This is a genomic window from Nostoc sp. DedQUE05 (assembly GCF_034530955.1).
In the GTDB taxonomy this organism is placed as follows: Bacteria; Cyanobacteriota; Cyanobacteriia; order Cyanobacteriales; family Nostocaceae; genus Nostoc.
The window spans coordinates 134,783-159,249 of record NZ_JAVRCB010000013.1; the positions used below are offsets into that span (position 1 = coordinate 134,783).

The 24,467-nt window shown below is 42.6% G+C and carries 18 protein-coding genes; 14 read left to right on the forward strand and 4 right to left on the reverse strand.

Features of this window, described 5'->3' with window-relative positions:
* Positions 1 to 426 precede the first annotated feature (426 nt).
* The 8 genes from RMZ42_RS12080 to RMZ42_RS12115 all read left to right on the forward strand — a co-directional run bounded on the left by RMZ42_RS12080 (position 427) and on the right by RMZ42_RS12115 (position 12,370).
* The gene (locus RMZ42_RS12080) at positions 427 to 2,403 is read left to right on the forward strand and encodes a CHASE3 domain-containing protein (RefSeq protein ID WP_322671663.1); all 1,977 of its coding nucleotides are present in this window, start codon (positions 427 to 429) and stop codon (positions 2,401 to 2,403) included.
* Complete coding sequence (locus RMZ42_RS12085) at positions 2,372 to 3,919, forward strand: sensor histidine kinase (RefSeq protein WP_322671664.1); 1,548 nt, start codon at positions 2,372 to 2,374, stop codon at positions 3,917 to 3,919. The genes RMZ42_RS12080 and RMZ42_RS12085 overlap by 32 nt, the downstream gene beginning before the upstream one ends.
* 198 nt (positions 3,920 to 4,117) lie before the next feature.
* On the forward strand, positions 4,118 to 4,561 hold the full coding sequence (locus RMZ42_RS12090; RefSeq protein WP_322671665.1) for a response regulator: 444 nt from the start codon (positions 4,118 to 4,120) through the stop codon (positions 4,559 to 4,561).
* Positions 4,562 to 4,625: 64 nt separating this feature from the next.
* The gene (locus RMZ42_RS12095) at positions 4,626 to 7,418 is read left to right on the forward strand and encodes a response regulator (protein WP_322671666.1); all 2,793 of its coding nucleotides are present in this window, start codon (positions 4,626 to 4,628) and stop codon (positions 7,416 to 7,418) included.
* 251 nt (positions 7,419 to 7,669) lie between these two features.
* Positions 7,670 to 8,437: a class I SAM-dependent methyltransferase gene (locus tag RMZ42_RS12100; RefSeq protein ID WP_322671667.1), complete on the forward strand. Its 768-nt coding sequence runs from the start codon at positions 7,670 to 7,672 to the stop codon at positions 8,435 to 8,437.
* A gap of 479 nt (positions 8,438 to 8,916) precedes the next feature.
* Positions 8,917 to 10,002, forward strand: coding sequence for an ABC exporter membrane fusion protein (locus RMZ42_RS12105; RefSeq protein ID WP_322671668.1), 1,086 nt, complete (start codon positions 8,917 to 8,919; stop codon positions 10,000 to 10,002).
* Positions 9,999 to 11,207: an FtsX-like permease family protein gene (locus RMZ42_RS12110; protein WP_322671669.1), complete on the forward strand. Its 1,209-nt coding sequence runs from the start codon at positions 9,999 to 10,001 to the stop codon at positions 11,205 to 11,207. The genes RMZ42_RS12105 and RMZ42_RS12110 overlap by 4 nt, the downstream gene beginning before the upstream one ends.
* A 26-nt stretch (positions 11,208 to 11,233) precedes the next feature.
* Complete coding sequence (locus tag RMZ42_RS12115) at positions 11,234 to 12,370, forward strand: ATP-binding cassette domain-containing protein (protein WP_322671670.1); 1,137 nt, start codon at positions 11,234 to 11,236, stop codon at positions 12,368 to 12,370.
* A 41-nt stretch (positions 12,371 to 12,411) separates the two neighbouring features.
* On the opposite strand, the gene RMZ42_RS12120 is transcribed toward RMZ42_RS12115, so the two are convergent.
* A complete protein-coding gene (locus tag RMZ42_RS12120; protein WP_322671671.1) occupies positions 12,412 to 13,377 on the reverse strand; it encodes a class I SAM-dependent methyltransferase in 966 nt (321 codons plus the stop codon).
* A 369-nt stretch (positions 13,378 to 13,746) separates the two neighbouring features.
* On the opposite strand from RMZ42_RS12120, the gene RMZ42_RS12125 reads away from it, so the two are divergent.
* Complete coding sequence (locus RMZ42_RS12125) at positions 13,747 to 14,445, forward strand: glutathione binding-like protein (protein WP_322671672.1); 699 nt, start codon at positions 13,747 to 13,749, stop codon at positions 14,443 to 14,445.
* Positions 14,446 to 14,504: 59 nt separating this feature from the next.
* Complete coding sequence (locus tag RMZ42_RS12130) at positions 14,505 to 15,080, forward strand: GNAT family protein (protein WP_322671673.1); 576 nt, start codon at positions 14,505 to 14,507, stop codon at positions 15,078 to 15,080.
* Positions 15,081 to 15,179: 99 nt separating this feature from the next.
* Here the strand turns inward: RMZ42_RS12130 and RMZ42_RS12135 are convergent, their stop codons facing one another.
* Both RMZ42_RS12135 and RMZ42_RS12140 read right to left on the reverse strand, forming a co-directional pair.
* Positions 15,180 to 16,532, reverse strand: a complete 1,353-nt coding sequence (locus tag RMZ42_RS12135; protein WP_322671674.1) for a cytochrome P450 — start codon at positions 16,530 to 16,532, stop codon at positions 15,180 to 15,182.
* Between the two features lie 108 nt (positions 16,533 to 16,640).
* Positions 16,641 to 17,537 (reverse strand): AraC family transcriptional regulator, encoded by an 897-nt coding sequence (locus RMZ42_RS12140; protein ID WP_322671675.1) that lies wholly within the window; start codon positions 17,535 to 17,537, stop codon positions 16,641 to 16,643.
* Between the two features lie 204 nt (positions 17,538 to 17,741).
* On the opposite strand from RMZ42_RS12140, the gene RMZ42_RS12145 reads away from it, so the two are divergent.
* The 4 genes from RMZ42_RS12145 to RMZ42_RS12160 all read left to right on the forward strand — a co-directional run bounded on the left by RMZ42_RS12145 (position 17,742) and on the right by RMZ42_RS12160 (position 22,686).
* Positions 17,742 to 19,046 carry an O-acetylhomoserine aminocarboxypropyltransferase/cysteine synthase gene (locus RMZ42_RS12145; RefSeq protein WP_322671676.1) on the forward strand — a complete coding sequence of 435 codons (1,305 nt, stop codon included), beginning with the start codon at positions 17,742 to 17,744 and terminating at the stop codon, positions 19,044 to 19,046.
* Between the two features lie 248 nt (positions 19,047 to 19,294).
* Positions 19,295 to 20,374 carry a homoserine O-acetyltransferase MetX gene (metX, locus tag RMZ42_RS12150; protein ID WP_322671677.1) on the forward strand — a complete coding sequence of 360 codons (1,080 nt, stop codon included), beginning with the start codon at positions 19,295 to 19,297 and terminating at the stop codon, positions 20,372 to 20,374.
* 447 nt (positions 20,375 to 20,821) lie between these two features.
* A complete protein-coding gene (locus RMZ42_RS12155; RefSeq protein ID WP_322671678.1) occupies positions 20,822 to 21,397 on the forward strand; it encodes a nuclear transport factor 2 family protein in 576 nt (191 codons plus the stop codon).
* A gap of 8 nt (positions 21,398 to 21,405) precedes the next feature.
* Positions 21,406 to 22,686 carry a glycosyltransferase family 2 protein gene (locus RMZ42_RS12160; protein WP_322671679.1) on the forward strand — a complete coding sequence of 427 codons (1,281 nt, stop codon included), beginning with the start codon at positions 21,406 to 21,408 and terminating at the stop codon, positions 22,684 to 22,686.
* Between the two features lie 199 nt (positions 22,687 to 22,885).
* Here RMZ42_RS12160 and glmM read toward each other — a convergent pair whose 3' ends face one another.
* The gene (gene glmM, locus RMZ42_RS12165) at positions 22,886 to 24,358 is read right to left on the reverse strand and encodes a phosphoglucosamine mutase (protein ID WP_322671680.1); all 1,473 of its coding nucleotides are present in this window, start codon (positions 24,356 to 24,358) and stop codon (positions 22,886 to 22,888) included.
* Positions 24,359 to 24,467: the final 109 nt, after the last annotated feature.

Consider the following 24,467-nt stretch of genomic DNA (forward strand, 5'->3'; position numbering starts at 1 on the left):
TGGAGTACCTCAACACGACTTTGGAGTACCTCAACACGACTTTGGAGTACTTCAACACGACTTGGGAGTACCTCAACACGACTTCGAGGTATCTGTTGCTTATATAGCAATACAGTTCAGTTAAGCGTTTCTTCCTTCTCTTTGCGTTCTTTGCGTCCTTGGCGGTTCGTTAAAAAAATTGACTTTGGCAAAAAAGGATTTTAGCCTTAACCCAAGCGTATTGGCTTATATAGCAGTCCTAAATCATTCGTGAGAATTTGAGATCGTTTTAATCCCCCTGCCCTTAGTAAAAGGGGATGGTCTACCACTTCTTCTAAGATATAAAGTTAAGTTGAACGCAACACGAACAAGGATCGAATGTTGGGTTTCGTTCCTCAACCCAACGTACAGAATATTATAGTGTTTAACCTAACCTGATATAAGTTAATGCTGCAAATTACTCAAGTTGCATTCAGGCGTAGGCTGATAGGCGCGATCGCTCTGCCAATTATCCTGTTATTGTCATTGTCAGGAGTTTCAATCTGGCAAATTAACCGCCTGCTCAAGGCTATGCAATGGGTCGATCACACTAATCAAGTCATTGCCAGAGCAAATGGCTTACAAAAACTGTTACTGGATCTAGAGACAGGAGTACGTGGATACCAGATTACAAGTAAGCCAGAATTTCTTGAACCTTATCAGCAAGCTAACTCTACCATTAATAATACTTTTGATGAGTTGGGTGATTTAGTTTCAGATAATCCCCAACAAAATCAACGCTTAAGGCAAATCAAGGCAGAGGAAACAGGCTGGAAGAACTCTATTTCTCAAGCGATCGCCCGCAAACAAAGAGGTGAAGCTGAACCCCTATCAGCAATTGAGGTTCGCAAACAGCACATGGACGTGATGCGAAATCAAATTACCGATCTTATTGCTACTGAAGAGCAGCTACGGTATCAGCGCAACCAAGCAGTCCAACAGACTACTGAGCGAGTCATTTTTACTAGCATAATCCTGTCACTTGCTGCTGGTGGCATCCTTGCCTTTTATATTCGGCGGCAAATTTCCCATGTGTCTGACAATTATGAGAATGCTCTCAAAACTGCCCAAGTACAAACTGAAAATGTTCAGCTTTCTGCCCAAAGACTTGCTGCTTTACATAATATTGACCGGGCAATTCTAGCAGCTGAGTCGATCAAATCTCTAATCCGAAGTGCGCTGACACAAATGCGTCAGTTAGTACCCTATGAGCAAGCATTTGTTGCCTTGTTTAATTTTGAGGCAGGTACAGCTGAGATTGTCGCAGGCAGCAGCACTAGAGAATTACAACCGCTTGAAGGCACAAAGATGTCAGTATCAGACTTTGCGCCTGAGCAAAGCTTACGGCAAAACCTTAGTTATGTTAGAGACTTGACAAATGTTGAGCTTTACCCACCTGTTTTAGCACGGTTGCATTTGGCAGGAATGCGTTGTTGTCTGCGGATTCCGATGTTAGTTGAAGAAACGCTGCTAGGAGAACTCAACTTAGCGGCGACTCAGACAGCTGTTTTTGATGCTCAAGCACAAGATGTTGTGGTTGAGGTGGCGGCTCAGTTAGCGATCGCTATCCAACAATCTTTGCTACGGGAACAACTTCAAAATTACGCTTTGGAACTAGAACAGCGTGTTGCCGAGCGCACTGCACAGTTGCAAGAAACCAATCAAGAGCTAGAAGCCTTTACTTACACGATATCGCACGATTTACGCGCACCGTTACGTACTATGCAAGGCTTTGCTCAGGCATTGCAAGAAGATTACACAGACAAACTAGACTCGGTTGGGCAAGAATACATTCAATATATTACAGAGGGTGCAGTCCAAATGGACACCCTAATTTCCGATCTGCTGGCATACAGCCGCCTCAGCCGTTCCCAAATTCAAATACAAAAAGTTGATTTAACTAATGTTGTCGAAGAAGCTTTAAAACAACTCAGCAAACAACTTCAAGAACAGCTTGCACAAGTTACGGTGGCAAAACCTTTGCCGCTAGTGATGGCTCATCGCTTTACGCTTGTTCAGGTAGTAACCAATTTACTCAGCAATGCGATGAAATTTGTGCAGCCTGGAATACACCCAAAAGTACATATCTATGCACAGGAACAGCAAGATTCGATCCAATTATCGATTGTGGACAATGGTATTGGCATTGCGCCAGAACATCAAGAGCGCATTTTTCGGGTGTTTGAACGACTACATGGCGTTGAAATCTATCCAGGTACTGGTATTGGTTTAGCGATCGTCCGCAAAGGATTAGAGCGAATGAACGGTCGAGCCGGAGTAGAATCGCAATTAGGTACTGGTAGTCGCTTTTGGATTGCCCTGCCAAAAGCCCTTCCTCACAGTAATGATACGAATGACGCAAGTACTACGCATTCTGATAATTGATGATAATCCAGGCGATCGCGCCTTAACGATCCGAGAACTGAGGCGAGAATTTCCGCATTTTCAACCTCAAGAAATTCGCGAAGCCTCTAGCTTTGCTAGTGCAGTAGCAGCAGGTGAATTCGATTTGGTTATTACCGACTATCAACTGGGCTGGAGTACTGGATTAGAAGTTTTATATACAATTAAGCAACAGTATCCAAACTGTCCAGTGATTATGTTTACTAATACAGGTAGTGAAGAAATTGCGGTAGAGGCAATGAAGTCTGGGCTAGATGATTACGTCCTCAAGTTACCCAACCGCTACATTCGCGTACCAGCTGCTGTGCGACTTGCATTAGAACGAGCAGAAATCAAACGACGAGCTACCTTACTTGAAATCCGTCTTCAAGGTTTGCTCAACCAATTAAAACTAGGTATATTTCGTATTTATCCAGATGGAAATTTTATTGAGTGTAACCCAGCGTTTCTAGAATTGTTGGGGCTGGATTCATTATCACAAGCCTCAGCGATGAATTTATTGAACATCCATCAATACTACTCAATACTACAAGAACTGCCGCCACCTCAACAGCAAGAGCAAGAGATTCAATTACAACGAGCAGATGGAAGACCGATCTGGGTAGGATTAAGCATAGCCCTGAATGTCTTTGAGGGACAACAGGTACTAGATGGCTTAATTGAAGATATTACATCTCGTAAACAAGCTGAAATTGAAATTCAGCAACTCAACCAAACCTTAGAAGAGCGAGTCAGGGAGCGCACTGCTGAATTAGAAGTAGCAAATCGAGATTTAGCGCAGAGAAATCAGGAATTAGCAGTAGCTAATCAAGATTTAGAAGCATTTAGTTATTCAATTTCCCACGATCTGCGAGAACCATTACGTGCTATCCAAGCGTTTGGTTCAATCCTCTTAGAGAACCAGGATAGTGAATCTAACCTAGAAAACCAACAAAACTATTTGCAGCGCATTATTACAAGTACACAGCAAGCAGACAAGCTTGTTCAAGATTTGCTTGAATACAGTCGCCTTAGCCGGACTGAAATGCCATTACAATCTATTAACTTATCTTTATTGATGATACAAATACTGAGACAGCTAGAATTAGAGATAACACAGCGACAGGCGAGAGTGCAAGTTGAAGAGCCTTTAGCTGAAGTTACGGGAAACCCTACTATTTTGATTCAAGTAGTTACCAATTTGCTAACCAATGCGATTAAATTTGTTGCACCGGAAGTTCAACCTCAGTTACGGATATGGACTGAAAAACGTAATCAATTGGTTCGCTTATGGGTACAAGACAATGGCATTGGTATTGAGGAAACACACCATAAACGCATTTTCAATGTTTTTGAGCGCCTACACAGCTATGAAGTTTATCCTGGTAGTGGTATCGGTTTAGCAATTGTCCGCAAAGGAGTCGAACGTATGGGTGGACAAGTTGGTGTAGAATCCCAACCTGGACAAGGAAGCCGATTTTGGATAGATTTACCTATAGTTATAGATGTAAATCCCTAAAATTTTTCAATCCTCTTGATTACGGGCAAACATAAAATTCTTTCTACGGTCTTAAATATTTAGTGCAAAACCCTTGCCCTACGCTCTGGGGCACACAGTAAGTTTTGAAAAACTGTCTTTCCCCCTGCCCCCTGCCTCACTTCGGCTACGCTCAGTGACCACCTGCCCCCTGCCTTTGCCTTTAATGACAAAAATTTCATGAGTAAAGAGCAAGACACTATTTTACTTGTAGAGGATAATCACAAAGATGTGCTTCTGCTGCAACGCGCGCTCCGCAAGGCTAACATTGTCAATCCAGTTCAAGTTGTAAATGATGGCGATGCAGCAGTGTTGTATCTGTCTGGGCAGGAACCTTATGGCGATCGCACTCGTTATCCCTTGCCTGTACTAATCTTGCTCGATCTGAAACTCCCCCGCAGATCCGGGGCTGAGGTTTTGATGTGGTTACGGCAGCAACCAGAACTAAAGCGCTTACCGGTCGTAGTTCTCACCTCATCGAGGGAGTACGCCGACATCAATCATGTCTATGACATAGGTGTAAATGCTTACATAGTTAAACCAGTTATTTTTAACGAATTAGTAGAAATTGTTATAACCCTCAATCTCCACTGGATTATGTTTAACGAAAGACCGCAATTTTGAGCTGTTTGAACGTTTTTTGGACTTTCTTATCACTGCTATCCTTACGTAAATATAATTAAATTAAATGTTACGTATTCTTCTAATTGATGATAATTTGAACGATCGCCTACTGGCGATTCATGTACTAGAGCAAGAGTTTTTTGACCTCCAGTTTCACGAAATTGTTCAAGCAAAAGACTTGGAAGAAGCACTGGAGAAAGGACAGTTTGATTTAGTAATAACGGACTATCAATTACGCTGGAGTGATGGCTTAACCGCGATTCGGGCAATTAAAAACCGTTATCCTGATTGCCCAGTAATAATGTTTACTAGTAGTGGTACTCAGGAAGTTGCCGTTGAGGCGATGAAATCGGGATTGGAAGATTACATCATTAAGTCTCCTAAGCACTATGTTCGATTACCCGCAGCAGTCCGCCGAGCAATAGAGCGGACTGAAGCTCAACGTAAAGCAGTCAGGCTAGAATCACGCTTTCAAACTTTGCTGAATAATTTAAATGTAGGAATTTATCGCTTAACGGCAGATGGTATTTTACTCGAAGGTAATCCGGCATTTCTGCGGCTGTTAGGTTTAAATTCTCTAACTGAAATTCCAGCAAGTCAAACCCTTGAGCCTTATTTCCAACCATTGGACTATGCCCAAGTTCTCAACCAATTAAAGCAAAATAGCGAAATCCGCGATCGCGAAATGCAATTGCGACGAGCGAATGGTAGTTTAATTTGGGTGCGAATTAGTACAACTTTTACCCAAGTAGATGGTACAACCGTTATTGACGGCTTAATAGAGGATATTAGCGAGCGTAAACAGGCACAAAAAGCTCTACACCAGAGTGAGGAACGCGCACAGCTTGCCATTAACATCAGTCGGCTTGGGACTTGGCATTATGACCCCAGTACGAACCTCGTCGAGTTTGACAAGCGGATGCGCGAGATTTGGGGCGAACCGGATGACACCGCGCTTATCCCTTTGCCGATGGTAATAGAGCGCATCCACCCAGACGATCGTGAGCGTGTAGTCAACACCATCAGCAATGCGCTCGACCCGATGTCGTCAGGTACTTATGAAATTGACTATCGGATCGTGTGGAAGGATGGAACTGAGCGGTGGCTATTCGCTAATGGGCAGGTGCAATTAGAGGGAGAGGGAGTATCCAAGCAAGCCGTTGGGTTCCTGGGAACCGCACTCGACATCACCGAACGCAAACGAGCAGAGGAACGGCTGCATCTGCTGTATGAAACGACCAGTGATTTACTGGCCACAGAACATCCCATGTTGTTAATGAATAACTTATTTAACAAGCTCTCAGCCCAGCTAGAGTTACATTCTTACTACAACTACATGGTCGAGGAAAAAGACAACCAGCTAATGCTGCATCTGAACAATTATGAAGGGATCTCTGAGGCAACAGCTCAATCGCTGGAATGGATTGAATTTGGTCAAAATCTTTGCGGACTGGTGGCACAAGAGCGGCAGCAAATTGTCCTCGATCGCTCGCAAATCTTCACGCATCCCAACGCGCAGCTTGTCAACTCAATCGGCATTACGGCTTTTGCTGGACAACCGTTGATTGTCCAGGGACGGTTACTGGGGACGCTCTCCTTTGGCAGCTGCACCCGCACCTGCTTTACTCCCGAAGAAATCGATCTGCTGCAATCCACTTGCGAGCAGATGGCGATCGCTATTGAGCGGGCAAATCTGCTGGCTTCAATTCAGCAACAAGCTCAACAATTGCAACAAGCTAACCGAATTAAAGATGAGTTTCTGGCAGTATTATCCCATGAGTTGCGATCGCCCCTTAATCCAATTCTGGGTTGGTCTAAGTTGCTCCAAACCTGTAAGCTTGACGAAGCCAAGACCGCTCATGCCCTGAGTGCGATCGAACGCAATGCCAAGTTGCAGTCCGAACTGATTGAAGACTTGCTGGATGTCTCCCGAATTCTGCAAGGCAAACTTAGCCTGAATGTTTGCCCAGTGGATCTAGTATCGATCGTTCAAGCTGCAATGGAAACTGTACAGCTGGCTGCTGAAAGCAAGTCTATTCAAATTCAGGTGAGGCTTGAACCAAATGTAGGGCAAGTTTTGGGCGATCCAAATAGGTTACAGCAAGTGATTTGGAATCTCCTGTCGAACGCGATTAAGTTCACTGATGTCGAGGGACGAGTGGATATCCAACTCAAGCAAGTTAGCTCTTTTGCCGAAGTCACTGTTATCGACACAGGTCAAGGGATTCACCCTGACTTCCTCCCTTATGTGTTTGAATACTTCCGCCAAGCAGATGGTGCTACAACCAGAAAGTTTGGTGGACTGGGATTAGGGTTGGCGATCGTCCGTCACTTAGTTGAGTTGCATGGCGGAACTGTTCGGGTAGAAAGTGCAGGTGAAGGTCAGGGAACAACCTTTACTGTAAGACTTCCGCTCATGGCAACTCCATCCCAGAAGAACGCGGACAGTAAACCGTCTGAGCCATCCTTAAATTTGCATGGCATCAAAGTTTTGGTGGTAGATGATAACACAGATACACGGGAGTTTATTGCTTTCATGCTAGAGATGTATGGAGCAAATGTAACAACTGTCACCTCAGCCGTTGAAGCTCTCGCTACTTTAACCAAGTACAGAGCAGACGTGCTACTCAGCGATATTGGGATGCCAGAAATGGATGGCTATATGCTGGTACGCCAGCTGAGAGCCTTGCCGTACCAACAGGGCGGGAAGATTCCAGCGATCGCCTTAACAGCATTTGCTGGAGAAATTAACTATCAAAAGGCTATAGAGGCAGGTTTTCAACGGCATGTTCCGAAGCCTATCGAGCCAGTAAAGCTGGTTGAGACGATTACCGATTTGGTTAAACAGAGCCAGTAAGGGGGGTAGGGGGCAGGGGGAGAAATAAAAGCTTAACCCAAGCGTATTGGATCTACAATAGACCTCTTGTAAAAATATATTTTTGCAAGACAGGGAAAAGGGTAAAGGTTAAAGGGAAAGGATTTTGAGTTTCTTTACCCTTTTCCCCTTTGCCTTTACCCCGACTTTTGCAAGGACATGGAAAATAGAACTACATCCGTGGGTAGAGAACTTCTAGCCTAGACAATTGTTACAAAAATAGTTTTGTAGGTATGAAAATTGATTTTGGTGCAACTGCTACTGATTATGCAAAACACCGCGCTGGGTTTCCTAGTTCATTATTCAACAAATTGTCTGAATATGGTATAGGTTTACCAGGGCAGAATATTGTTGACCTTGGTACGGGAACAGGGACACTAGCGCGGGGGTTTGCTGATAGAGGTGCTTATGTAATTGGCCTAGATCCATCAGCCTCACTTTTAGAACAAGCCAGACTGTTAAGCGAAGCTTTGCAACTTAAAGTAGATTATCGAGTTGCAAGTGCCGAGAATACCGAGTTACCAAACGCCAGTGCAGATGTAGTGACAGCTGGACAGTGTTGGCATTGGTTTGATCGTCCGCGTGCTGTCAAGGAAATTACTCGCATATTGAGAGTAAATGGCTTACTGGCGATCGCACATTTTGATTGGATACCCTTAAAAGGTAATGTAGTTCACGCAACGGAACAACTGATCCAGGCTCATAATCCCGCGTGGAATTTGGGCGGCGGTAATGGTTTGTATCCCCTGTGGTTACAGGATATTGGCGAAGGAGGATTCCGAGAAATCCGCACATTTTCTTACGATGTATTTGTATCTTATACACACGAAGCTTGGCGGGGGCGAATTCGTGCTAGTGCTGGCGTGGGAGCCAGCTTAACACCAGAAAAAGTAGAAATATTTGACCAAGAATTGGCGACATTACTCGAAACAAAATATCCGACACCAATTCTTCAAGTTCACCATAGAGTTTGGGCAGCGATCGCCAAATCACCGCTATGAAAAAGTATATATATAGTTATAGATTTATTAGCAATTGCTTCACAATGGGATCTTAAAACCATTCGGTTAACTTGTTTTTCAAGGGGAGATACCCCCAACCATTGGTGTCAACTTAAGGTGAAACCCTTATAAAGGCTTGATATTGAGTCTACTCATATCATGTCCGCATAATTAGTTACGATTCCCATAGTCATTGCACCCCACCCCCAACCCCTCCCCGCAAGCGGGGAGGGGAGACAAAGCACAGCTTTGGCGGGGTGGGGTTCTTCGCGTTTAATAAGCAATCAAGCGGACACGATCTGACTCAGTTTCTTGCAGAAGTCAGTATATAGCGATTGGCAGTAAAAATGGGAACAATATATATTGTAAGGATAAAAACTTTACCAGATAATTTATGCTTTGATTTCTTACTTTATCAAGGTGAAGTTGACTTATATTCTATATCTAACAATAGTTTTATACTCCAAGCAGGAAGAACTATGACACATTTATTTACTCGGAATGACAATAGTAGAAATACTATATTAACCGTATTTTTAACTACAGTATTTTATGGTGGAATCGCACTTAGTGGAGCGATCGCATATCGGATGATGGGGACGAGTGAAGCAGTTAAACCTCAGCCAGTGGTTGTAACTCCAGTGGTGCAAGCGGTGACGGCTTTGGGGCGTGTGGAACCTGAAGGAGAAGTAATTCAAGTGTTTCCGCCTTCTTCAACGGAATCAGCCCGCATTCAACAGCTACGCGTGCAGCAAGGGGATTGGGTGAAGGCAGGGCAAGTGCTTGCAGTGTTGGATAATTATACTCGTCGTCTGGCAACTGTGAATATGGCGCTAGAAGAGGTGAGAGTAGCCCAAGCGCGATTAATGCAGGTACGAGCTGGGGCGAAACAGGGAGATTTACAAGCTCAACAAGCGGCGATCGCTCGTTTGGAAGCGGAATTGAAAAATGCTCAGATGGAGGAGTCACGGTATCGCAGTTTGTACCACGAGGGAGCGGTTTCGGCTTCCCAGTACGATAGCAAACGCTTGGGGATGGAAGCGGCACAACGACAGGTGAATCAAGCCCGTGCTTCTTTGAATAGTTTGGCAGAAGTTCGTCCGGTAGATGTGCAGTTGTCTCAGGCAGAAGTGAAACAGGCAAAGGCAAAGGTGATGCAGGCTCAGGCGGAATTAGCCTTGAGTGTGGTGCGATCGCCCCGAACTGGACAAATCATTAAGGTGCAAACCTTTCCCGGTGAAATGGTGGGGACGAAAGGCATTGTGAGTTTAGGCAATACGATGCAAATGGTGGTAGTAGCAGAGGTTTACGAAACAGACATCCCCAAAATACATCTAGGACAAACAGCAACGATTACCAGTCCCAGTCTCACTAAACCGCTCTTTGGAAAAGTATCTCAAGTGGGTTTAGAAATTGGTAAACGCGATGTTTTAGATACAGATGCCGCAACAGATGTGGATGCTCATGTGGTAGAAGTGAAAATTAATCTGAATCGGGAAAATAGCCGTGTTGTAGCAGGAATGACAAATCTCAAAGTTGATGTATCAATAGGACTTAAAGAATGATTCGACGTTTTGTAATTGAAATTCAAAAAATTCCCATTGCTTGGTTGCAATTGAGATATCAACGCAATCAAACTATAGCGGGAATTGTAGGAATTTTTTGCATTACATTTCTCATTTTTATGCAGCTTGGGCTGAGAAATGCCTTTTTAGAAGGAGCGTTGCAATTACCTTTGAATTTTAATGCAGATATTGTTTTAGTTAGCTCTCTCTCTTCAACTGTATTGCAACCAGTAACGTTTTCCTCCAGACCTTTATATCAAGCACTAGCGTTAAAGAACGTTGAATCTGTCGCACCACTTTATATTACTTCAACCCAATGGTACGACAGAAATCAATCTCTTTATCGTATTAGAGTGAATGTTATAGGCATTCCTTCTAATATACAAACACTAAATCTTCCCGGACTTAAAGAGAATATTGAAAAACTAAACAAGCAAAAATTCGCTTTATTTGACCGTAATGCCAGAAATGAATTTAGTCCCATCATTACTGAATTTAACGAAACAGGAAAATCATCGGCAGAAGTTTTAGCAGGAGCTAATGGATCGTTGCAACAACTTAGAGTTGTTGGACTTTTTGAGTTAGGGGTTAATAATGCTTATGATGCTAGTTTTATTATCAATCCAACAACTTTTAGTCAATTATTTGGGCGGAGCCTGACAAAAATAGATGCTGGCTTAATTAAATTAAAACCAGATGCTAATTCAGATACCAATATAGAGCAAACTGTTGAGCAATTAAGAAAATATCTTCCGGCAAACATTAAAATATTTTCTAAATCAGAATTAATCGCCAGAGAAAAGATATTTCATGAAAGCAACTCACCGATGGGTTTTATCTTTCGGTTTATTTTGATTATTGCTATCATTATTAGTATTTTTATTTTATACCAAATACTTTATGTAAAGGTTACGCATAATCTTGCCAATTATGCAACGTTAAAGGCTTTGGGTCTTAACCACAATTCTTTAGTTTCTATAGTTTTTCAAGAGGCAATATTTTTGGTTATTGCCGGATATATTCCAGGTGCAATAATATCATGCTTGGCTTATGATTATCTAGTTAAAACTACAAAAATATTTATCCAAATGACTGTAGAATCAGGATTATTTGTTTTAGGATTAGTCTGCATGATTTGCATAATATCAGCAGGACTTTCCTTACTAAAGGTTAAAGATGCAGATCCAGTGGATGTTTTTAAGTAAATTTAATTCCTTAATTTTATAGGTTTATGAATCAGGTTATAGCCATTAAAAGGCTGAATCATTATTACCGAGAAGGCAGAAGTCAAAGACAAATCTTATTTGGAATCGATCTGGATATTTACCCAAAAGAAGTTGTTATTTTAACTGGAGCATCTGGTTCTGGGAAAACAACACTACTATCTCTAATTGGCTGTATGCGTTCTGTTCAAGAAGGCAGTCTCAAAGTCTTAGATCGTGAATTGAAGGGAGCCAACGAAATCCAGCGAATGCAAATACGGCGAGGAATCGGCTATGTTTTTCAGCATTTTAACTTACTGGATTTTATGACTGTCCAGCAGAATGTGATGGTTTCGCTGGAACTACAGGATGATTTCACGCCTCAAAAAGCAAAAAGCCAAAGTTCGCAAATTCTGAAAGCGGTGGGGCTAGGGCAGCACTTGAATGCTTACCCAAGGGATCTTTCTGGCGGGCAAAAACAACGTGTGGCGATCGCCCGCGCCCTCGTTCACCGTCCTCGATTACTTCTGGCCGACGAGCCTACATCCGCTTTAGATCGGCAAACAGGGCAAGAAGTCACCGAACTAATGACCACACTGGCGAAAGAACAAGGAAGTGCGGTTTTGATTGTTACCCATGACAGTCGGATCTTTGGCGCTAGCGATCGCATTGTGCGTATGGAAGATGGCAAACTGGATGTGGACTATGAGGGTCAGGTATCTGTTACTTTACCAACCTTAACGGATAAGCAATTAATTCAGTTGATTCCCAGGCTAAAAATGTTGACCTTCCAGCCCGGTGAAATTGTTATCCGCCAGGGTGATGTGGCTGATAGATTTTATATCTTGATTGAAGGGGAAATAGAAATCATTCAAGAGTCTTCAGGTTCAGAATCAAAATTATTAAAAACATTGGGGCCTAATAACTCTTTTGGTGAAATAGGATTACTCCAGCGAAGCAAGCGCACAGCAACAGTACGTGCAGCAAATGACGCAGCGATCAAAGTTATTGCCATTGAGCGTTCTGATTTCTTTGAAATGGTTGTCAATTCAAAAATGACTCATGCACTTTTAGACTACCAGGCAATACAATTGCTCCATCAAGACGAGCAACTGAGGCATGATGAATCGAAGCTCTATGTTTCATCTACAGAAAGCCATGACTAGCAACACATAGACAGTTGCTAGTCATGGCTGATAATACAAAGCTAATTGCCCTTGATAGGTTTGATTCTGGCGATCGCTAGTAGTAACATTTTTGGCAGCCAAAAAAGATAACAATATATTTGTTTTGCCTGACTATAAAGCGAGAATAACTTTCTTTCACTCAATAAAGTAAATGGTCGAACTGCTCTGAGAATTTCTGCAAATTTATCTTCCGTCGCAGATTCAACTGAACCACTTACAAAATAACCTTGTAAATGTGGAGGTAAGCGCCAGTTAATATTAGGATCTGGCTGATGTATTACAGGCTCAACATTTCCCCGCCATGCAACTCCCATAATTTGCATAGTTTGATAAACCATTGTGTTCCATCCTTTCTCTTTTAAGTAGTCCAAACCTTGGCCTACGTCGGGAGAAGCCAAATCATGAAATAAAATTAAAGCATCTGCTTCTGCAAGTTGTTCGCAAATAATTGTATCATTGAGCGGTGCTGGTGCTTCGTGATTACCATCTATAAATATCAATGACCATTTACGTTGAAATTTATTTGCTATTTCTTTTACTTTCTCAGGGCTACATCCTGGTATTAGATTTACAGATTCCTTAACGCCTGCTGATTTTAGTGACTCTGTAACGCTTTCATTAAATAATTGTTCAGATAGCATCGGATCGATTACATCTAACTCTACTCCTCCTAGAGCCAAATGACAAGCTGACCAACCCATCCAGCAACCTATTTCTAAAGCTTTTTTTCCTCGAAATTTTAAGGCTGTATTATATAGAATATGAGCTTCATCTCGGCTTACAAAACCTACCTTTTGCCGTCGCTTATCCACATACCAGTTATGAGTAATATCCCGCCGCAAGTAAAGCCAAAAAGAATCATATTTATTTCCTAAAGTTATATTGGGAAAATATGAATCTGCCTGAATAGTGGAAAATCCTGACGAAACATAATCTCCTTTTGGCAATAAGTTTGCTTTAATCACGCTTACTGTTTTTTCACTCATAAGTTACTCTCTAAGTATTTGAAATTCTAGGTTTTGGGGTGACAATGCAACTTCACCAACTTCTCGAAAAGCGTCATCGTCTCTACAGATGAACTAGTTAATTTTTTTTAAGCATTACGTCTTTTTTTGTAATGCAAAATCATTAATAGCCCAGCAAAATAGTCCAGTATGGGGCTATAGCTCCATTCTGAAAGCGATTTTCCATCTTACCTCTAGGACAATACTTTTGGGTATAAAGTGCTAAAATGCTGACTGTATATACATTTTTGCAGCTTTCGCCCTCTTATTTTCAGGTTTTGTGAGAAATCCGAAAAAGCTGTCTGCACTATTGGCTTAAAAAACAATCGCACAATTTTAGGGAAGATAACCATGATTGAGCTTTATTATTGGACAACCCCAAACGGTCATAAAATCACAATTTTTTTGGAAGAAGTTGGCTTACCTTATACCATAATTCCTGTGAATATTGGGGCTGGAGATCAATTTAAGCCGGAATTTTTAAAGATTTCTCCTAACAATCGTATGCCTGCGATCGTTGACCACGAACCAGCAGATGGAGGTGCGCCAATTTCGGTATTTGAGTCTGGGGCAATCTTGCTATATTTGGCAGAAAAAACCGGGAAATTAATCCCCCAAGATTTACGCGATCGCACTAAAGTTTTAGAATGGTTGTTCTGGCAAATGGCAGGACTGGGGCCAATGGCAGGACAAAATCATCACTTTAGTACTTATGCTCCTGAAAAGATTGAATATGCGATTAACCGCTATGTGAATGAGACGGGACGCTTATATGGAGTGCTGAATAAGCAACTAGCAGATAGAGAATTTGTGGCTGGTGATTATTCTATCGCCGATATTGCTGCCTATCCCTGGATTGTACCCTATGAACGCCAAAGTCAGAATCTAGAAGATTTTCCTCATCTCAAACGGTGGTTTGAGGCAATTAAAGCCCGTCCAGCAACAATTCGCGCCTACGAGAAAGCAGAAGCATTGCAAACTCAGCCGCTCGATCCAGATAAGTCACGAGATTTGTTATTTAACCAGTCGGCAAAGACTATTCAGCCTTGAGCCTAATGAAATTGTCTTGTTACTGTGGCGATCGCTAAGTTAGCTCTAAAGGAGCAACTATGAGCAACAATTTCTCACTATCTTCCTTTCCTGAATTAGAAACAGAAAGGCTCCTTCTTCGTGAGACAACGTTGCAGGATGCTGAGGCTATCTTTGCTGTATTCTCCGATCCAGGCGTGACTAAGTTTCACGATCTTGATACCTTCACTTCTATTAAAGAAGCGATCGCTGTTGTTGAACGTAGAGCCAAACGCTTTGAGCGAGGAGATGCAATTCGCTGGGGAATTGCTCGTAAGCAAAACAACGTTTTGATTGGTTCTTGTGGATTTACGTGGAACCCACAAGAACACTCAGCCGAAGTCGGTTATGAGCTTGCCAGTACTTTTTGGAGGCAAGGCATTATGACGGAGGCAGTGAGTACTATCTTGCAATTTGGGTTTCAAAAAATGGATTTGCGTTTCGTTGTTGCCCAAGTCATGCTGGAAAATATCGCTTCTAAAAAGCTGCTAGAAAAGTTAGGTTTTCACAGTCAGGGTGTAAAGAAACAGAATGGCTTCTTCAAAGGGCAATATCACGATCTGGAGCAATTTATGCTTAAAAATAATACCAATTTGGAAAAACAATGCGACAAATAGGCCATCTGTAAAGACGCGATTCATAACATCTTTACCCAAGAATATGTTGCAACCATTAATTGAATTAGTATTAGCAACGGATACAGGATGATGTTGAGCTTAGTTTCTCCGTTCGAGGTTGCTGACTTGCGCCTGTAATTTTCCTTCTACTTGAAACGGTAGTTGATAATAGTTGTTAGGTTCATATTCTGGTGTCACTTTCCAATCATATCGTTGCAGCAATGTTGCCAAAAAAATCTTCATTTCCATCTTGGCAAACTCTATTCCAATGCATATATGTTCGCCACCACCAAAACCAATTAAAGCAAAGGAGTCTTTTTTATCTTCTTCGCGGGGAGGGGCAAAGCGTTCTGGAGCAAAACTTTCTGGGTTAGTATAAATCTCGCTCATGCGATGCGTTAATCCTTGAGCAACAATCACCACCCAACCGGGAGGAATGCGATAACCTGCGTATTCAATTTCTTTTACAACTCCCCGAAACAGCACTACACCTGCGGGATTGTAAAGTCGTTCTATTTCCTTGAAAAAATAAGTCATTTGATTTAGTTGCTTGAGGTGTCCCAAGTTCAAAGGTTCATCTTTGACAACTGTTGTAAGTTCTTGGCGGAGTTTTTCACGCCATTGCGGACGCGCTGCCAATTCAACCATTGCCCACGTTAAGGATGTAGCAGTAGTGAAATGCGCTGCATTTAATAAGTGTATCAATTCGTCTACGATCTGTGACTGGGCTAAAGCATTTCCCTCTTCATCTAATGCTGCCAAAAATAATCCTAATACATCACAAGATTCTTCTAAGTTGCCTTGAAGTTTACGTTCGTTGATAATTTTTTGTAAGAAAGCTTTCAACTGACGACGAGCATTTTGGGAACGACCATATTTTGTGAATGGTATATCTAACCGTAATAGCGCCAATGCTCCCTGCGTCAAAGCGTTATACAACTGTTCGACTTGCTCAACATCGCTTTGTAGTCGAACACCTAATAATAACCGAATTCCAATTCGCAATGCTAACTGATTAAATTCATTCTTGATGGAAGTTGGACTGTTTTGCACCCAGTTTTCTAGGCATTTGTTAACTTCAGTTTGCATGATGTCAAAATAATTAGCAATGGCTTTACTATGAAACGCTGGAGCCATTAAACGACGAGTCCGGCGATGTTCTTCACCATCCTGAAGCATCATAGGCCGCCCAAAAATATGCTCCATAGCCACTTTCCATCCTAAGTAGGAAGATACATAATCGGCTTTTTCTTGCAAAATTAGTCGATTTGCTTCTACCCCTACCAAAACTGCATATTTCTTTCCTAAAATGCTAGTTTTAAAAACAGGCCCGTAGCGTTCGTAGTTCTTCGCCAGTCCCCATCCTTGGGTAGCAAATAATCGGAGAGTTTCACCTAAAATCGGTAGCCCAAAGCTACCGGGCATTTCTTCGGCTGGTTTTAGTTGTGTCATTTTTTGGACTATGGACTTAAAGTGTGATGACAACTATTGAGTCTAGCTTTAATAATATCGTGCTGTCTCACGCAATCTTCCGAAAACTAGCGTTATCTTCCGAAAAATTCAGTGTAGCTTCTTAAATGCTTGAGGAGTGATGCCGATATATTTGCGAAAAACCTTGGTGAAATGACTTTGACTTTGAAATCCTACTAGTTGGGAGACTTGTATAACTGATAGTTCTCGTTTTACAAGTAAATATTTTGCTCTTTCAACTCGGCATTGAGTGACATATTGATGGGGTGCTATTCCCATTGATTGCTTAAACAAGCTAGCAAAATAATGCGGACTTATCTGTGCGATCGCAGCAATTTCTGCAAGTGATAAGTTTTGGTCTAAGTTATCGTTAATATAAGCGATCGCTTGTTTTAATTTATGTTTTGGTAATCCACCTGTGTATTCTCGAATGATAAATTTCTGCGTTGAGTAACGTTTCAATAAATGCACTGCCAGTAGATTTGCTGCTGACTCCATATACAGGGAACTATCAAATCCACTAGTTTCTATTTCGTGCTTAAGTGTCAGTCCAATTTGTTGAATCAATGGATCGTGCGTTTGCAGTTGTTGGACAATTTCAACGGTATCAGCATTTACTGATTCGTAGGCAACGCGAGTAATCATCGCTGGTTCAAGGCCAAAGTGAATAAACCCTAATTCCTGTTCAAATTGTACTGCTGGCGAAATTTGATCGGCAGGAAAAATCCCTACATCGGTTGCTGCATAAGATTTACTTTGCCAGTGTCCGTTAATTTTTAATTTTGCCTGAAACTCTCTACTGTAAATGGTAATAATGTGCTGAAAAGGCGATGTCTCAGGAAGTTGATAGTTTGACTGGCGATGATAGGCAAAATAAAAACCATTGCAACCTGTAACTGGGCTGGAAATAATTAAAGGTTTGGGAAGAAATTGTTTTAGTTTGTCTGGTTGGGCAGCATTAATTCTAAAAGGCTGATCTATTTGCATGACGACTCACACGCTTTTTTGTAAATATAAATTAAGAGGTGTTAATTCCCATTTTCTATTTTCCAACTTGTTGTGCTAGAGATGAGGAATCTTAGATGCAAACAGGTAAAATACGGTAAGCCCTCCAAATTACCGTTGATTTATCCAAAACAACGCTCAATTATTGTTACTTGTTTGTATAATTGGAAACTCAAATAACTGCTTATGTCAGAACAATATCGTTTTGAAACCCTGCAAGTTCATGCTGGACAAGAGCCTGCTCCTGGAACTAATGCTCGTGCTGTACCGATTTACCAAACGACTTCCTACGTTTTTGACGACACCGACCACGGAGCGCGGTTATTTGCTCTCCAGGAATTTGGTAACATTTACACCCGCATCATGAACCCGACGACGGATGTATTTGAAAAGCGGATTGCTGCGTTAGAAGGGGGTGTAGCAGCATTAGCAACCGCTAGTGGGCAAGCGGCGCAATTCTTGGCAATCAGTACCATCGCTCAGACTGGGGATAATATTGTTTCCACTAGTTTTCTGTATGGGGGAACATATAACCAGTTTAAAGTTTCTATACCACGGTTAGGTATTAAAGTCAAGTTTGTTGAGGGAGATGACCCAGAAAGTTTTCGTCAGGCGATCGACGATCGCACCAAAGCCTTATACGTTGAAACCATTGGCAATCCTCAATTCAATATTCCCGACTTTGCCGCTTTAGCTCACATTGCCCACGAAAACGGCATTCCTTTAATTGTGGATAATACCTTCGGTGCTGGTGGTTATTTAGCTCGACCAATTGAGCATGGTGCAGACATAGTAGTAGAATCTGCAACTAAATGGATTGGTGGGCATGGTACTTCTATTGGTGGTGTAATTGTCGATTCGGGTAAATTTGATTGGGGTAACGGCAAATTTCCTCTATTTACTGAGCCAGCACCCGGCTATCGTGGGCTAAATTTTCAAGAAGTGTTTGGCCCTAGTGGAACATTTGGCAACATTGCCTTTATTATTCGCGCTAGAGTCGAGGGGTTACGAGATTTTGGCCCATCCTTGAGTCCATTTAACGCCTTTCTGTTACTGCAAGGATTAGAAACTCTCTCTTTGCGTGTAGATCGTCATGCGAGCAATGCCCTAGAATTGGCTCGGTGGTTAGAACAGCAAGAGCAAGTATCTTGGGTTAATTATCCCGGACTTCCCAATCACCCGTATCATGAACGAGCGAAAAAATATCTTCGGCATGGCTTTGGGGGAGTTTTAAACTTTGGTATCAAAGGTGGACTAGAGGCGGGTAAAGCTTTTATTAATCATGTGAAATTAGCGAGTCATTTAGCAAATGTTGGTGATGCGAAAACCCTTGTTATTCATCCCGCTTCTACAACCCATCAACAGCTAAGTAATGACGAACAGCTTTCAGCAGGTGTGACACCCGATTTGGTGCGAGTATCAGTGGGAATTGAACATATCGACGACATCAAAGAAGATTTTGAGCAAGCATTCGAGCAAGTTAGGATTTAGTTTTTAATTGGGCATTGGGCATGGGGCATGGGGCATGGGGCATTGGGCATGGGGCATGGAGCATTGGGCATAAGAGGCAGAGGGGCGGGGTGCTGCTCTTGCTGAGGGGAAAACTCTTCTCCCTTGCTCCCTGCTCCCCTCCTCCCCTGCTCCCTGCTCCCTGCTCCCTGCTCCCCTGCTCCCTGCTCCCCTGCTCCCCTGCTCCCCTGCTCCCCTGCCCCTCTGCTTCCCACTCCCCACTTCTAGATATGATCTACTCAGACTTCATCTCACCGCAAACCCAGTTTTACCAGATGACTGTGCCATTTCCACTTGAAGGCGGCGAAGTATTAATTGGGGTTCAGATTGCTTATCGCACCTGGGGACAGTTAAATGCTCAAGGCGATAATGGGGTACTGATTTGTCATGCCTTAACTGGTTCTGCTGATGCTGATGATTGGTGGGAACCTTTATTTGGTTCAGAGAAAGCCTTCAATCCAGAACGCGACTTTATTGTATGCAGCAACATTTTGGGAAGTTGTTACGGCACAACTGGGTCAACTACTGTCAACCCCATAACGGGAAACCCTTATGGCGTATTCTTCCCTAAAATTACAATCCGAGATATGGTTTACCTGCAAGTTGCACTATTAGAATACCTGGGTGTTCAATCTCTGCGGTTAGTAATTGGTGGCTCGCTCGGTGGAATGCAAGCACTGGAGTGGGCGTTGTTATATCCAGAAAAGGTGAAAGCGATCGCACCCATTGCTGTTTCTGGCAGACATTCAGCTTGGTGTATTGGATTAAGTGAAGCCCAAAGACAGGCAATTTATGCCGATCCAAACTGGCAAGGAGGGAAGTATACTCTGGATGCGCCGCCTAACCAAGGACTAGCAGTAGCGCGGATGATGGCGATGTTTACTTACCGTTCTTGGGATAGTTTTACAAGCCGCTTTGGACGCGAGTATGATGCATCTGAGCAGTTTACTATAACCAGTTACTTACAGCATCAAGGTCAAAAGCTAACAGAACGATTTGATGCCAACACTTACATCACTCTCACCCATGCAATGGATCGCCACGATATTGCACGCGATCGCACCAGTCCTGATTTGTCAGATTATGAATCTATTCTGCAAAGCATCCAGCAACCAACTTTAGTTGTCGGCATTGATTCTGACATCCTCTATCCTCCAGTCGAACAACAAGAATTGGCAAATTTAATCCCTAATGCTCAACTGGCGTGGCTGAATTCAACCCACGGACATGATGCATTTTTAATTGATATGGCTGCATTGAATCAACTGCTGATCTCTTTTCGGCAAAGTTTAGATTTCTCAGCCTCCTAACTCGATAATCTGATTTTGTCGTTTTGTAGGGTGTGTTATCGCGTCAGCGTAACGGACGTTAGAGATTTGAGAGTTAGGAATAATATTATGTCTGCTTGATTACTTATTAAACCCGAAGAACCCCACCCCGCCAAAGCTATGCTTTGTCTCCCCTCCCGAAGAGCGGGGAGGGGTTGGGGGTGGGGTGCAATGACTGTGGGAATCATAACTATTTATCCGGACATGATATAAATTCCACAACGCACCTTATTAAATAAAAGCTTGTGTATATGGAAACAATGTAAAAATTATTTTAATTAGTGCCAGTCAACAGAAGTGGCAAAATGTGGGTATTAAGATTAAAACAATTATCAGTAAGCGTCACCCAATCTACAGGTTTTATAGCTCATGAAACAGAGACAAGTAAGCATATACAAATGCACTCAGCGACTTTGGAGTGTTTTGTTAATGTTAGTAATTTGGAATCTACCCCAATACGCTCTAGCAGATGTCAACCCACAGGAGATAAATGCAATTATTCGCACGCGGGATATTGCCCTGCAAGCTCTAAACACTCGCGATTTTTCCAAAATACAGCCTTACTTGCACCCAAACTTCACAATCACAACAGTTGATAATCAGATATTTCACAAAGTTCCTGAGTTGGAACAGTACTGGAATCAGCAGTTTTCCAGTTCCATTAAAGATATCAAAATGCAACTAAAAGGAGATAGTCTTAGAACATTTCTCACTCCAGAAATCGATGTTGCCTCTGGAGAAGCGATCGCATCTTTCTTTTTCAAAGATGGCAAAGCGGCTGATATGGCCTTGCGATGGACAGCTGTGCTGCAAAAATTCCAAGATAAATGGACGATTCAATCGCTACATTTCTCCTCCAATCTGTTGAATAACCCAGTATTGAATGCTGCTCAACAATTAGGGCGGATTCTAGCAGTTGCAGCAGGAGTGGGCGGTTTCCTTTTGGGAGCAGTGACGATGCTATTATTACGTCGCACGACTAAGCCACGAACCGAAAGGATATAGCAAATAAAGTGGGAAGTATTTATCAGTCCAGTAAAAATATTAGCTTTCATCGCCGTCTCAAAGCAACCTTAGTAGTTTTATTAGTCTGGAGTGGCGTGAGTTTACTGCACTGGCTACCAGAAACACAATGGTTGATGCTGGGATTAACGGCAATCCTGACTGTGCAAACGTTACGGATGCTGTTAGCTAAACCAGCGGCGGCGGTGATGGAGAGTGAAATTTATTTACCGTCAGTCTCGATTTTAGTTCCGGCTAAAAATGAAAGTCCAGTGTTGGCTAATCTAGTTTACAGCTTATGCCAACTTAATTATCCCAGCGACTCCCTAGATATTTGGGTTGTTGATGATGGTAGTACCGACGAAACCCCCAAGGTTTTGAAAGAGTTACAAACTCAATTTCCAGCTTTACAAGTTCATCGACGGGAATCAAAAGGTGGTAAATCAGGCGCATTGAATGCGGTGTTTCCCTTTACTCAAGGGGAGATTATCTTAGTCTGTGATGCGGATGCTCAGTTAAGAGCTAATTTTCTCCAGCAAACAGTACCTCTGTTTCATAAGCAAGCGATCGGTGCAGTGCAAGTACGAAAAGCAATTTCTAATGCTAATACCAATTTCTTAACCCATTGCCAGCAGATGGAAATGAACTGTGATAGCTTTCTACAAACCCATCGCATTGCTATTGGTGGAATGTCTGAACTGCGCGGTAATGGGATGTTAATTCGTCGGCAATTATTAGAAAAGTGTCAAGGTTGGAATGAGAACACTGTCACCGATGATTTGGATCTTTGTTTCAAACTCTATTTAACAGGTACGCAAATTGAGTTTGTTACAGTTCCATCAATTCAGGAAGAAGGTGTAACTACTTGGGAAAAACTTTGGAATCAACGCTGTCGTTGGGCTGAAGGTGGCTATCAGCGTTACCTAGATTATTTTCCGCAAATTTTTACTTTAGGTTGGGCAAAAGAAATTGATTTACTATTGTTTTTTATATTGCAATTTCTTCTGCCAATTGGACTAATACCCGACTTACTTTGGACAATTTTTTATAGCCATAATCCAGTTCTGTTTCCCCTCCAGACACTACTTAGCATCATTCTGACAATTGCCTTTATTGCTGGACTTTACCAATTTCAAAATTTACGAGGATGGTCTTTGGTTTGGGCAACAATTCAAGGGTCGTTATACATGGTGCATTGGATTCCTGTGATGATTGTGACCACTTCAAAGATGTGTGTGCAAAAGGAGCGATCGCGCTGGGTAAAAACTGAACATAGGGGAGGAATTAATTGAAGGAAAAATTATTTAGTAAAACAATGTTGTATCTCTGAATTTTAGTATATTTTCATCAACAATCCTTAACCGAAACGTATTGGATAATTCGGGTTTAATAAGCAATCAAAATGTCACAGCTTCTAGACATAACCAAGGGTGATTAATTCGTAGAAGCTGTATTGGCGTTTTTTGAAGCTGAGATGCGATATTAGCTAATTTAATCCATCAGATGCTGCTGTACTTTGGAAACTAGTTCATTTGTCCAGTAGTTGGTGAGTTCGGCATTGGCTGCTTCCACCATTACTCTAATGACTGGTTCTGTGCCAGAGGCGCGAACCAAAATTCTGCCGGAATCGCCCATTGCAGCTTCAGCAAGAGCGATCGCTTGTTGCACAGGTTGGCAATCTTGCCATCCCAAACGGCGATCGCGATCGACAACGCGCACGTTCCGTAATAATTGTGGATAGGTTTGGAAGCTTCGATCTACTAATTCGCTCAAGGGAACACCCGCCTCTCTCACCAAAGATGCTATGTGTAATGCGGTTAACAAGCCATCTCCAGTGACGGCATAGTGACGGCAAAGAATATGCCCTGATTGTTCGCCACCTAGCATTCCCCCAGTGCGCTGCATTTCGGCTTGTACGTATTGGTCGCCAACTGCGGTACGAATTAAGTTACCACCAATTTGCTGCCAAGCTTTCTCAAAGCCTAAGTTGGCCATGACTGTAGATACAATCAAGTTGTCTGGCAATTGTTGGTTTTGTTGTAAGTGTCGTCCCCACAGGTAGAGAATGTAATCGCCGTTAACTTGCCTGCCTGTATTGTCTACTGCTAAGACGCGATCGGCATCGCCATCGAAGCCAAAGCCGATATCGGCGTTGTGTTCTTGTACCGTTGCTGCCAAAATGTCCAGGTGCGTGGAACCGCAGTTAACATTAATGCGATCGCCATCTGCTTCGTTATGCAAGCAGATTACCTCCGCTCCCATTTGGGTAAATACTGATGGTGCTAACCCAACTGCGGCTCCCCACGCCAAGTCTAAAACAATCTTCATTCCCTGAAGATTCAAGACACCGTTTAAGGGCTTTTTCAACGCCGAGCTATAGTCTTCCACTAACTCGAAACGTGAGTAATGCCGTCCGCAATTACTGACTCTAGCGATCGGTGATATCTTGCCACGCAGTCCCGCTTCAATTTCTGTCTGCAAGATTTGCGGCAACTTCCCACCATTGGCAGCAAAAACCTTAATTCCATTGTCTTCTGGAGGATTGTGGCTGGCAGAAATCATCACTCCGCCAATGGCATCACTGATACTGGTGAGATAGGCAACGCAAGGAGTGGGACATAATCCCAAATACCAAACCTCTAACCCTGCTGCTGTTAACCCTGCACTCAAAGCCATTGCCAGCATATCGCTGGAGTTTCTAGAGTCCTGTCCGAGAATGACTGGCCCTACTTGAGCAGCATGGTTACGTAAAACAATCCCCGTCCAAAAACCAACTTGCAATGCTAAAGGCGCATTCAGTAATTCTCCGACTCGTCCGCGAATCCCATCTGTGCCAAATAAGGGATTTGCTGGTAATGGGATTAAATTCAGTCCAAAACTGCTCTCAATCCCTTTGCCCAATCCCTCAACTTCAGAAGTAGAACCCCCAGAAATGCCCGATGTCCGAGTTATAGATGAAACCATATTTTTAAACACTCCACACAATCACACTGAAAAATAAATAGCACTTAAGACTTTATTCAGCAATTTTGACATGCTTTTTCTCTTTATAAATTCATTTTAGATCGAGTCA

Coding starts and splice junctions, on each gene's coding strand:
- RMZ42_RS12080 (WP_322671663.1), top strand. CDS start 427: ATGCTGCAAATTACTCAAGTTGCATTCAGGCGTAGGCTGATAGGCGCG.
- RMZ42_RS12110 (WP_322671669.1), top strand. CDS start 9,999: ATGATTCGACGTTTTGTAATTGAAATTCAAAAAATTCCCATTGCTTGG.
- RMZ42_RS12115 (WP_322671670.1), top strand. CDS start 11,234: ATGAATCAGGTTATAGCCATTAAAAGGCTGAATCATTATTACCGAGAA.
- RMZ42_RS12095 (WP_322671666.1), top strand. CDS start 4,626: ATGTTACGTATTCTTCTAATTGATGATAATTTGAACGATCGCCTACTG.
- RMZ42_RS12145 (WP_322671676.1), top strand. CDS start 17,742: ATGTCAGAACAATATCGTTTTGAAACCCTGCAAGTTCATGCTGGACAA.
- RMZ42_RS12105 (WP_322671668.1), top strand. CDS start 8,917: ATGACACATTTATTTACTCGGAATGACAATAGTAGAAATACTATATTA.
- RMZ42_RS12140 (WP_322671675.1), bottom strand. CDS start 17,537: ATGCAAATAGATCAGCCTTTTAGAATTAATGCTGCCCAACCAGACAAA.
- RMZ42_RS12100 (WP_322671667.1), top strand. CDS start 7,670: ATGAAAATTGATTTTGGTGCAACTGCTACTGATTATGCAAAACACCGC.
- metX (WP_322671677.1), top strand. CDS start 19,295: ATGATCTACTCAGACTTCATCTCACCGCAAACCCAGTTTTACCAGATG.
- RMZ42_RS12085 (WP_322671664.1), top strand. CDS start 2,372: ATGACGCAAGTACTACGCATTCTGATAATTGATGATAATCCAGGCGAT.
- glmM (WP_322671680.1), bottom strand. CDS start 24,358: ATGGTTTCATCTATAACTCGGACATCGGGCATTTCTGGGGGTTCTACT.
- RMZ42_RS12120 (WP_322671671.1), bottom strand. CDS start 13,377: ATGAGTGAAAAAACAGTAAGCGTGATTAAAGCAAACTTATTGCCAAAA.
- RMZ42_RS12130 (WP_322671673.1), top strand. CDS start 14,505: ATGAGCAACAATTTCTCACTATCTTCCTTTCCTGAATTAGAAACAGAA.
- RMZ42_RS12135 (WP_322671674.1), bottom strand. CDS start 16,532: ATGACACAACTAAAACCAGCCGAAGAAATGCCCGGTAGCTTTGGGCTA.
- RMZ42_RS12155 (WP_322671678.1), top strand. CDS start 20,822: ATGTTAGTAATTTGGAATCTACCCCAATACGCTCTAGCAGATGTCAAC.
- RMZ42_RS12090 (WP_322671665.1), top strand. CDS start 4,118: ATGAGTAAAGAGCAAGACACTATTTTACTTGTAGAGGATAATCACAAA.
- RMZ42_RS12125 (WP_322671672.1), top strand. CDS start 13,747: ATGATTGAGCTTTATTATTGGACAACCCCAAACGGTCATAAAATCACA.